The sequence below is a fragment of the Micromonospora sp. ATA51 genome, from assembly GCF_016802855.1.
Classification (GTDB): Bacteria; Actinomycetota; Actinomycetes; order Mycobacteriales; family Micromonosporaceae; genus Micromonospora; species Micromonospora sicca.
Genome location: NZ_JAEVHJ010000287.1, coordinates 1 through 8,778 on the forward strand (window position 1 = coordinate 1; position 8,778 = coordinate 8,778).

Genomic DNA, 8,778 nt, shown 5'->3' on the forward strand with positions numbered 1-8,778 from the left:
CGGGGTGCTGCCGGCGCCGAGCGCACCGGCCGTGGCGGCGCCGACCGCGAGCGCCGGGCCGGCCGCGAGGGTCACCGTCCGCCCGCGGAAGTTGGTCCGTTCCAGCGCCGGCCCCACCGGGGCGGTACGCACCTCCCGCAGCACGTACCGGGCGGCGACCGCCCCCGCGCCGACGGCCAGCAGCCGACCCCACCTGGTCACGCGACCCCTCCGATCCGGATGCCGTACGCGATGCGGTGCAGACCGGACAACGGTCCGCCGCCTCACTGGGGCAGTTTAGGCAGCAGCGCCGCGGCGTTGTCGCCGACACCGTACTGGCCGGCCTTCTTCTCGGTGAGCTGCTGCACCAGGGCGAGCGCGGTGACCAGCTGACCCTGGACGGTATTGGCGTTGTCGACGGTGGAGATGGTCTGGGAGAGCACCGGGTCGCCGCGCACCACGGCGACGACGTTGCCGCCGGCCGAGCCGTTGCCGCCGACCACGATCGCGCCGGTCCGGTCGAACTGCTCGGCGACCTTCACCACCGACTCGTCCTTCTTCGCCGAGTCCTTGTCCACGTACGGCTGGCCGCTGATCAGGATCACCGCCTCGGCCGGCCCGGTGACCTTGTCCTCCGTGCTGAGATAGCCGGCGTTCGAGTACGCCGTCAGCACGGCCCGGCGGTCCGCGTCGGAGACCGGCGGGCTGCCCTGGGGGCGGTCGAGCAGGACGCTGGACAGCAGGGCGCTGGACGTCTCCACGCCGTGCCCGTTGCCCGGCAGGCCCGAGGTGGGGGCGCTGTTCGGGCGGGCGGCGGTGACGGCCAGCTCCAGCAGGTTGTTGTTGCTGTCCGGGTTGATGAACTTGTCCTGCAGGTCGACCCGCCCGGTGACGTTCGCGCCGGCGAGTTCGAGCATCTTCACCACACCGTCGGTGTGCTCCCGGCCGCTGGGCAGGTCGAGCACCAGCACGCGTCGCCCGGTGAGCTTGCCGGGGAGGACGACCTGCGCCATCTCGGCGGCGAAGTCCTCCTCCATGTCCAGTTCCTTCTGCAGGCTGTTGACCGACTGGCGCATCTGCTGGTTGTCCTTGCGCAGCGCGTTGACGTTCTCCTTGAGCGAGTCGGCGACCGGCCCGTTGAGGGCGGCCGTGCCGACCACCAGGCCGATCGCCAACGCCAGGAAGACCGCGGTGAGGGACACCACGTGGTAGCGGAAGTTGATCACGCTTGCAGCCTCTTGATCGTCGGGGAGCTAGAAGAGCTGGCCGAGCTGGAACACGAAATTGTCCCACCATTCGGAGACCACGCCCAAATACGCCTTCCCGACGGTGGAGACCGCCACCGCGGAGGCCATCGCGGCGACCGCCGAGAGGACCAGCAGCAGCAGCGAGGAACCGGAGATGCTCTGCCGGTAGAGCCGGCTCACGCCCTTGGCGTCGACCAGCTTGCCACCGACCTTCAGCCGGGTGAGGAAGGTGGAGGCCATGCCGCCCCGGCCCTTGTCGAGGAACTCGACGAGCGTGGCGTGGGTGCCGACCGCGACCAGCAGCGAGGCGCCCTTCTCGTCGGCCAGCAGCATGGCCAGGTCCTCGCTGGTGGCGGCGGCCGGGAAGGTGATCGCCGGCACCCCGAGGCCGTTGACCCGGGGCAGGCCGGGGGCGCGCCCGTCCGGGTAGGCGTGCACGATCACCTCGGCGCCGCAGCGCAGCACGTCGTCGGTGACCGAGTCCATGTCACCGATGATCATGTCGGGGGTGTAGCCCGCCTCGACCAGGGCGTCCGCGCCGCCGTCCACGCCGATCAGCACCGGCTTGAACTCCCGGATGTACGGGCGCAGCACGTCCAGGTCGGCCTTGTAGTCGTAGCCGCGGACCACGATCAGGCAGTGCCGGCCCTGGATCTGGGTCTGGATGTCCGGCACGCCGACCCCGTCGAGCAGCAGGTCACGTTCCTGCTTGAGGTAGTCCATGGTGTTGGCGGCGAACGCCTCCAACTGGACCGACAGCCCCTCCCGGGCGTCCGCCATCGACTTGGCGACCGTCTCGGCGTCCTGCAGCGCGCCGTGCGCGACCGGCTCCTCGCCGACGAAGACCGTGTTGCCCTCGATCCGGACGGTGTCGCCCTCGCGGATCTGCTCGAAGACACTCTCACCCAGGTCGTCCAGAAGCGGGATGCCGGCGGCGACCAGCACCTCGGGCCCCAGGTTGGGGTAGCGCCCGGAGACCGAGGGCTTGGCGTTCAGCACCGCGGCGACGCCGACGGCGACCAGCGAGTCGGCCGCCACCCGGTCCAGGTCGACGTGGTCGATGACCGCGATGTCGCCGGGTCGGAGCCGGCCCACCAGCCGTTTCGTACGGCGGTCGAGGCGCGCGGTGCCGAGGACTGAGCCCGGTTCCGTGTTCCGGGTCCGGCGCAACGTGGGTAGACGCATCGTGACCATCCTGGCATGTGAGGCAGGGTTTGCTGTCGCGACATGCCTGAGCAGGGCCGCCTACCCAGGGAAGCACACCCGGGCGCACGCCGGTGTGCTTGCGCTCACAATCCCGGCGTCACGGGCGCCTTTCCTTGGCTGCCACGGCCAGGAGTTCCTCGGCATGCGCGATACCCAGATCGGAATCAGGCAAACCCGCGAGCATCCGGGCGAGCTCCCGAGCCCGCTCCGTGTCCTCCACCACCCGGACCCCGCTGGTGGTCACCGCTCCCCCGGTGTCCTTCGCCACCACCAGGTGCCGATCGGCGAACGCGGCGACCTGGGGCAGGTGGGTGACCACCAGCACCTGGTGGCTGCGGGCCAGCCGGGCCAGCCGGCGGCCGATCTCCACCGCCGCCTGCCCGCCGACGCCGGCGTCCACCTCGTCGAAGACCAGGGTGGGCGGGCCGCCGGAGCCGGCGAAGACCACCTCGATGGCGAGCATCACCCGGGACAGCTCACCGCCGGACGCGCCCCGCTGCAGCGGCAGCGCCGGTGCGCCCGGGTGGGCCAGCAGCCGCAGCTCCACCTCGTCCGCGCCGTCCGGGCCGACGCCGGCCTCCGCGCCGTTGACCGGCAGGCTCGGCTCGGCGACCGGCCGGGCGGGGCAGCACCGCCACCTCGATCCGGGCGTGCGGCATGGCCAGCCCGGCCAGCTCGACGGTGACCTGCTCGGCGAACCGGACCGCCGCGTCCCGCCGGGAGGTGGAGACCCGCCCGGCCAGCTCGGCCACCTCGCCGGCCAGCCGGGACGCCTCCCGGTCCAGCTCGTCCAGGAGGTCGTCGGAGGTGTCCAGGTCGGACAGCCGGGTGCGGGCCCGCTCGGCCCAGGCGATCACCCCGTCGACGTCGTCGCGTACTTGCGGGTCAGCGCGCGCAGCGCCGCCCGCCGCTCGTAGATGACCTGCAACCGGGCCGGGTCCGCGTCCAGCGCCGCCAGGTACGCCGACAACTCCGCGGAGACGTCGGCGACCAGGGTGGCCGCCTCCTCCAGCCGGACCGCCAGCTCGCCCAGCGCCGGGTCGGTGCCGGCCTGCGCCTCCAGGGTGCGCCGGGCGGTGCCGAGCAGCGCGGTCGCGTCCGGGGTCTCGTCGGTCGCCTCCACACCGCCGGCGACGCACTGGTGGGCCAGCTGCGCGGCGGTGCGCAGCCCCTCGGCGTGCTCCAGCCGCTGCGCCTCCGCCTTCAGCTCGTCGTCCTCGCCGGGCTGCGGGTCGACCCGGGTGATCTCGTCCAGGCCGAGCCGGAGCAGGTCCGCCTCCTGGTTGCGCTCGCGGGCGTTGCGCCGCCGGTCGGCCAGGTCGTCGACCACCGCCCGCCACCCGGTGTACGCCTCGCGCAGCGCGTCGAGCAGCTTCTCGTGCGCCGGGCCGGCGAACCGGTCCAGCGCCGCCCGCTGCTCGGCCGGACGCAGCAGCCGCAGCTGGTCGGACTGTCCGTGCACGGCCACCACCTGCTCGCCGACCTCACCGAGCATCGACACCGGCATGCTCCGGCCGCCCACGTGCGCCCGGGACCGGCCCTCCACGGTGACCGTACGGCTCAGCAGCAGGGCGCCGTCCTCGTCGGGCTCGCCGCCGGCGTCGGTGATCCGGGCGTGCACGGTGTCGGCCACCCGGCCGTCGAGGCGCAGCCGCCCCTCCACCAGCGCCCGGCCCGGCTGAGCCCGCACCCGCCCGGCGTCGGCCCGGCCGCCGAAGAGCAGGCCGAGGCCGGTCACCACCATGGTCTTGCCGGCACCGGTCTCGCCGGTGATGACGTTCATCCCGCCGGTCAACGGCAGCGTGGTGTCCTCGATGACGCCCAGTCCGGTGATGCGCAGCTCTTCCAGCACAGCACCCGACAGTAGACGCGGCCACCGACAGTTGACCAGCCGGCGCGGGCGGCGCGGCGGCCGGTCGTACCATCTCCGCTCGTGGACTCCACGAGCGGTGGGCGGCAGGTGCTGCGGATACTCGGCCTGGGCGAGGACGAGGAACAGGTCTACCGTGCGCTGCTGCGGGTCTCCGCCGCCGGGCCGGCGGAACTGGCCCGGCAGGTGCCCTTGCCCGCCGACCGGGTCGCCCGGGCGCTGGCCGGACTCAGGGACTGCGGGCTGGTCGCCCCGGCCGGCGCCGAACCCGACCCGCCGCTGCGGCCGCTGCCCCCGGACGTGGCCCTCGGTGACGAGCTGCTGCGCCAGCAGCAGTCCCTCGACTCCGCCCGCCGCCGGGTCGCCCAGCTCACCGAGGAGTACCGGGCCGGCGTACGGCGCCACGACGCGGACCACCTGGTCGAGATCGTCACCGGCCCCGACGCGCTGCGCGCCCGGTTGCGCCGGCTGCAGGACGACGCCCGCGTCGAGGTGCTCTGGTTCTGCCGGGCCAACCCGCTGGCCATGCCGGGCCCGGAGAACGTCGAGGAGTTCGCCGCGCTGGCCCGCGGGGTCAGCTACCGGGCGATCTACGAACGCGACCTGCTGGCCGAGCCGGACGCCCTCGCCGACGTCGAGAAGGCGGTCCGCAGCGGTGAGCAGGCCCGGGTCACCGGTCTGCTCCCCGTACGCCTGGCCATCGCCGACCGGGCCACCGCGGTCTGCCCGCTGGTGCCCGAGCGGGCCAGCGGCGAGGCGAGCGCCGCCGTGATCGGCCGCAGCCAGCTGCTCGACGCGCTGCTGGCCCTCTTCGACAGCCACTGGACCGCGGCCACCCCGCTGCTGCCCGGGGCCGGCCCCGCCGCCGACGGCGGCCCGGACGCCGACGAGCGGCTGCTGCTGTCGCTCTTCGTGGCGGGGGTGCCGGACAAGTCCATCGCCTCTCAGCTCGGGGTGAGCCGCCGCACCATCCAGCGGCGGCTCGCCGACCTGATGACCCTGGCCGGGGTCGATACCCGACCGGGTCTGGCGTACCAGGCCGCCCGCCGGGGCTGGCTGTAGACCCGTCCGACATTCCACGACCACCGGCCGTCGGCCGGCCCGGGTCTGCGTCATCCCGAGGACGCAACCCGGAGCCGGACCATCGGCCGGGGCGCCGCGGGGTTCCCGCCACCCCCTGGTGGGAACCCCGGCGGCGACGGGACGCCCGCGCGGAGGGGGGTGACCGCGCGGGCGTCGGCTCAGCGCAGCCCGTACGCGTCGACCACGGTCTGGTCGACGGTGTTCCCGGCGCGGTCGCCGCGTGCACCCGCAGCGACACCGTGCCGCGTCCGGCCGGCACCGTGGCGGTGAACTGGGCGCCCGAGCGTGCACCGGCACGGTCCGCCAGTTGCGCCCGCCGTCGAACGACACCTCGACCCGCACCCCGACGCCGGTCGGCGCCGGTACGCCGGCCGGCTGGCGCAGGGTCAGCCCCACCTTGTGCGGCTGGCCGCCGGGCACCTCGCCCCGCAGGTCCGCCGGGACCTGGTAGTCCACCTGCAGCAGCGACAGCGGCTGGGCGACGTCACCGGTGGGCCGGGCCGAGGTGAACTGCCAGGCCGTCTCGGTACGCGTGGCCCACCGCCACTCGTCCGAGGAGCGCTGGGTGGTGACGTCCAGCCGGTACCGGGCCGCGTCCGGGGTGGTCGGCACCGGTGCCCAGCCGCCGGAGAGGTCGGCGATCTGCTGCCCGTCCCGGCTCAGCCGGCGCTCGACGGTGTCCTGCTCCTCGCCGAACCCGGCCGAGCTGTAGTGGCCGTCGGCGTCGACGAACTCGGCCACCCGCAGGTCGAGGGTGTCCCCGGTGCGCGTGGGCACCGGCGCCCCGGAACCCGCCGGCACGGCCGGCCGGACCACCGGCGCGTACCAGGTCTCGGTGACCCGGTCGTCGGCGGCGTACTGCCGGGGCTGCTGGACGGCGCCCCCGAGCAGCCGGCCCCAGGACCATTGGAGCCGGTGCAGCACCCGCTGCTGCCACCAGTTGTCCCCGGCGCTGACGAACTCCTGCCTCACGGTGCCGGTACGCACCAACCGCTTTTCGTCCATCCAGGAGTACTCCTGCCATGGCCGCCAGCCGAACCGCTGCTCCTCGGCCCAGTCGAACCCGCCGGTGTCGGCGTAGCTGGCGGTCACCTCGGCGGTGTTGTCCGCGGTCACCCGGTGCACGATGTGATCCGGGATCCGCCCCTTCGACACCTGCCACACGTCGTACAGGTAGGGGCTGTTCGGAGTCAGCGTCAGGTCCAGCGTCACGCGTCCGGCCTTCGCCGCCGCGATCATCCGCTGCCGCCGTCGTACGCCACCACCATCGACGGGATCGGCAGGCGATCCCCGTCGGGCGCCCAGTCGGTCCACGCGCTCCACTCCGCCGGGCGGACGATGAGCACCATCGCGGCGCCGGCCGCGGTGGCATCGGCGACCATCTGGCTCTCATCGGTGCGGTCGGGGCTGCCGGCGACCAGCGCGGCCGCACCCCGGACCCCGGCCCGGGACAGCTCGGCGGGGGTGCCGTCGCCCGCCCACACCAGCGGCAGCTTCCGCCGGCCGTCCGGAGCCGGCGACTGGCGCAGCAGGTTGATGTCCAGCGGCCCGGAGACGTTGCTGACCTTCGCGTCCACCATGGGGGCGACCAGCTGCCAGCGGGAGGCGAACTCGAACTCGCCCTCGCGCACCGGCGGGGTCGGCGTGACGTTCACCTGCTCGACCGTGCTGAACTCCATCGTGCCGTGGTCGACCTGCCGGCCGTTGCCGAAGATCCGGTGCTCGTAGAAGCTGATCACCGCCCGCTGCTCGGTCGGCTTCGGCGTCTCGATCCGCACCGGGGTGCCCTTGCGTGGGTCGAGTACCACGGTCATGTCCCGGGTCACCATCAGCTCGGGATCGGTGACCAGGGTGCGCTGCTCGTGCTGCGGGGTGCCGTGTTGGAACAGCCCCCCGAGCAGGTACGGGCCCTCCTCGACCTGCACCTGCGCCTCGCCAGGGATCCAACCGATCTGGTCCGACTCGGAGTGCTCGCCGAAGAGGGTGAACACCGTCGCCACGCCGGGCTGCCCGGCCATGTCCAGCGCGCGCAGGGTGACGGTGTGCAGCGGGCCCTTGCGGGTGAGTCCGACGCGTGCGCACCGCCACGCCATCCGCACCGGTCGCCACCAGCCACCCGCCGTACATCCCGCGGTCCAGCTTCGCCGGGTCGGCGCGCAGCGGCACGGCCACGCTGCCACCGGCGGGCACCGTCACCTCGGAACCGACGGAGACGCCGTCGGCCTCGGCGGCGCCGCTGTCCAGGTTGCGGAGCTCCAGGGCCAGCCGCAGGGTCTGCGGGGACGAGGTGCCGTTGGTGTACGTCACGGTCCGCTCCGCCACCGCATCGCCGGCGTTCACGCGGCCGAAGTCGGCGGTGGCCGTGCCGTACACCCGCTGGCTCAGCGCGCGGGCCACGTCCACTCGGCCGCCGCCCTGCTCGAAGACGGTCAGCGCGGGGTTCGCCTTCGTCGTGCTGACCAGCGCGTCCTTGAGCTTCCCGGCGGTCCAGTCCGGGTGTTCCTGGGCGAGGATCGCCGCCGCGCCGGCGACGTGCGGGGTGGCCATCGACGTCCCGGACGCCCGCGTGTACGCGTCGTCCACCGGCGTACCCATGGTGGTGCCGGCGGCGCGGGCGGCGACGATGCCGACGCCCGGCGCGGTGAGTTCCGGCTTCAGGCCGTTGTCGCCCAGGCGCGGGCCGCGGCTGGAGAAGTCGGCCAGATTGTCGTCACGGTCCACCGCGCCGACGGTGAGCGCCGCACTGGCCGCGCCAGGCGTCCCGACGCTACGCGCCTCACCAAAGTTGCCGGCGGCGATCACGAAGAGCGTGCCGGTCTCGGCGGTGAGGTCGTTGACCGCCAGGCTCATCGGGTCGGTTCCGTCGCTCGGGTCGCCGCCGAGGCTCATGCTGACCACCTTCGCGCCGGAGTGGGCGGCCCACTCCATGCCCGCGATGATGTCCGAGCCGTAACCGCTGCCGTTGTTGTCGAGCACCTTGCCGATCAGCAGCTGTGCGCCGGGGGCGACGCCCTTGCGCAGCTCGTTGGAGGCGGCGCCGCTGCCCGCGATGGTGGAGGCCACGTGGGTGCCGTGGCCGTGCCCGTCCCGGGCGCTGCCGCTGCCGGAGAAGTCCTGCGCCTCGGCGATCCGGCCGGCCAGGTCGGGGTGGCCGGCGTCGACTCCGGTGTCGAGCACCGCGACCCGGACGCCGGTGCCGTCCCGGCCGGCCGCCCAGGCGGCCGGGGCGCCGATCTGCGGCACGCTGTGCTCCAGATCCGCGTGGACCCGCCCGTCCAGCCAGACGCGGGCGATGCCGGCGCCGAGCCGGGGTGTGCCGGCCAGATCCGCGTGGACCCGCCCGTCCAGCCAGACGCGGGCGATGCCGGCGCCGAGCCGGGGTGTGCCGGCGGT

Annotated in this window: 6 protein-coding genes and 3 pseudogenes; 3 read left to right on the plus strand and 6 right to left on the minus strand. The window is 74.1% G+C overall.

From position 1 onward, the window contains the following. The 4 genes and pseudogenes from JNW87_RS30155 to recN form a co-directional block, all read right to left on the minus strand. Positions 1 to 201, minus strand: a pseudogene (locus JNW87_RS30155) (hypothetical protein); the annotation flags it as partial. A 62-nt stretch (positions 202 to 263) separates the two neighbouring features. Continuing rightward, entirely contained in the window at positions 264 to 1,205 is a 942-nt protein-coding gene (locus JNW87_RS30160) for a copper transporter (RefSeq protein WP_109799675.1), read from the minus strand. 27 nt (positions 1,206 to 1,232) lie between these two features. Beyond that, positions 1,233 to 2,411, minus strand: coding sequence for a putative cytokinetic ring protein SteA (gene steA, locus JNW87_RS30165; RefSeq protein WP_109799676.1), 1,179 nt, complete (start codon positions 2,409 to 2,411; stop codon positions 1,233 to 1,235). A gap of 118 nt (positions 2,412 to 2,529) precedes the next feature. Further along, a pseudogene (gene recN, locus JNW87_RS30170) lies at positions 2,530 to 4,284 on the minus strand (DNA repair protein RecN). A gap of 81 nt (positions 4,285 to 4,365) precedes the next feature. Here recN and JNW87_RS30175 point away from each other — a divergent pair. The 3 genes from JNW87_RS30175 (at position 4,366) to JNW87_RS30185 (ending at position 6,466) form a co-directional block, all read left to right on the plus strand. Continuing rightward, the gene (locus JNW87_RS30175; protein WP_236647232.1) at positions 4,366 to 5,364 is read left to right on the plus strand and encodes a helix-turn-helix domain-containing protein; all 999 of its coding nucleotides are present in this window, start codon (positions 4,366 to 4,368) and stop codon (positions 5,362 to 5,364) included. 511 nt (positions 5,365 to 5,875) lie between these two features. After that, positions 5,876 to 6,097, plus strand: coding sequence for a hypothetical protein (locus JNW87_RS30180; RefSeq protein ID WP_238454832.1), 222 nt, complete (start codon positions 5,876 to 5,878; stop codon positions 6,095 to 6,097). Positions 6,098 to 6,148: 51 nt separating this feature from the next. After that, positions 6,149 to 6,466 carry a hypothetical protein gene (locus JNW87_RS30185; protein WP_238454833.1) on the plus strand — a complete coding sequence of 106 codons (318 nt, stop codon included), beginning with the start codon at positions 6,149 to 6,151 and terminating at the stop codon, positions 6,464 to 6,466. A 154-nt stretch (positions 6,467 to 6,620) separates the two neighbouring features. On the opposite strand, the gene JNW87_RS30190 is transcribed toward JNW87_RS30185, so the two are convergent. Both JNW87_RS30190 and JNW87_RS30195 read right to left on the minus strand, forming a co-directional pair. Beyond that, positions 6,621 to 7,484 (minus strand): hypothetical protein, encoded by an 864-nt coding sequence (locus tag JNW87_RS30190; protein WP_238454834.1) that lies wholly within the window; start codon positions 7,482 to 7,484, stop codon positions 6,621 to 6,623. Between the two features lie 373 nt (positions 7,485 to 7,857). Then, positions 7,858 to 8,628 (minus strand): annotated as a pseudogene (locus tag JNW87_RS30195) (S8 family serine peptidase); the annotation flags it as partial. Positions 8,629 to 8,778: the final 150 nt, after the last annotated feature.

Coding starts and splice junctions, on each gene's coding strand:
- steA (WP_109799676.1), bottom strand. CDS start 2,411: ATGCGTCTACCCACGTTGCGCCGGACCCGGAACACGGAACCGGGCTCA.